At 65.1% G+C, this 1,251-nt stretch carries 1 protein-coding gene; it reads left to right on the forward strand.

Features of this window, described 5'->3' with window-relative positions:
• A partial coding sequence (locus HZS63_RS13770) for a 2-oxo acid dehydrogenase subunit E2 (RefSeq protein ID WP_180684560.1) occupies nt 1–1,154 on the forward strand: 1,154 nt, incomplete at its 5' end.
• Nucleotides 1,155–1,251 lie beyond the last annotated feature (97 nt).

The raw sequence follows: 1,251 nt of genomic DNA on the forward strand, positions 1-1,251 counted from the left end.
TCAAGCTGGGCGACAAGGTCAACATGGGCGATCTGCTGGCCATTCTGGAGGGGGTCGATTCTGCCGGCGCCGATGCAGCTGCCCCAGCGGCTCCCGCGGCCCCCGCCCCTGAGCCAGCTCTTACCCCAGCGGCGCCGGCATCTGTGCCCGTTGTGGCGGCTGCACCGGCGACGGTGTCGGCACCGGCGCACAACCCTGCCGCCACCCCAGTGCTGGGCTTGCCCCACGCCTCGCCTGCGGTGCGCAAGTTCGCTCGCGAGCTGGGCGTGCCGCTTGCCGAAGTCCAAGGTTCCGGCCCCAAAGGCCGCATCACGCTGGAAGACGTGCAAAACTTCACGCGGTCGGTCATGGCAGGGGCGATCCAGACCCAAGCCCAGGCCGCCAAGGCGCCTGCCATGGCCGCCGGCGGTGGCGGTTCCGAGCTGGGCCTCATCCCCTGGCCCAAGGTGGACTTCGCCAAGTTCGGCCCCATCGAGCGCAAGGAGCTGGGCCGCATCAAGAAGATCAGCGGCGCCAACCTGCTGCGCAACGCGGTGATGATCCCGGCCGTCACCAACCACGATGACGCCGACATCACCGATCTCGAAGCCTTCCGCGTGGCCACCAACAAGGAACACGAGAAGTCCGGCATCAAGGTGACGATGTTGGCCTTCCTGATCAAGGCCTGCGTGGCGGCGCTGAAGAAGTTCCCCGAGTTCAACAGCTCGCTGGACGGCGACGCCCTGATCTATAAGCACTACTACCACATCGGCTTTGCGGCAGACACCCCCAACGGTTTGGTGGTGCCCGTGATCAAGGACGCCGACAAAAAGGGTGTGCTGCAGATCAGTCAGGAAATGAGCGAGCTGGCCAAGAAGGCGCGCGACGGCAAGCTGGGACCGGCCGACATGAGCGGCGCGACCTTCACCATCTCCAGCTTGGGTGGCATTGGCGGGCGTTACTTTACGCCCATCATTAACGCGCCGGAGGTGGCGATTCTGGGTGTGTGCAAGAGCCAGATGGAGCCCAAGTGGGACGGCAAGCAATTCGTGCCGCGCCTGATGCTGCCGCTGTCGCTGACGTGGGACCACCGCGTGATCGACGGGGCCGCCGCCGCACGCTTCAACGCCTACCTGGGCCAGATCCTGGCGGACTTCCGCCGCGTGTTGCTGTAAACAAAGGAACCTGAACATGGCACTGATGGACATCAAGGTTCCCGACATCGGCGACTTCAAGGACGTGGCGGTCATCGAGCTGCTGGTCAAGCCGGGC

Origin of the sequence: Tepidicella baoligensis (assembly GCF_013432195.1) — a bacterium.
Taxonomy (GTDB): Bacteria; Pseudomonadota; Gammaproteobacteria; order Burkholderiales; family Burkholderiaceae_C; genus Tepidicella; species Tepidicella baoligensis.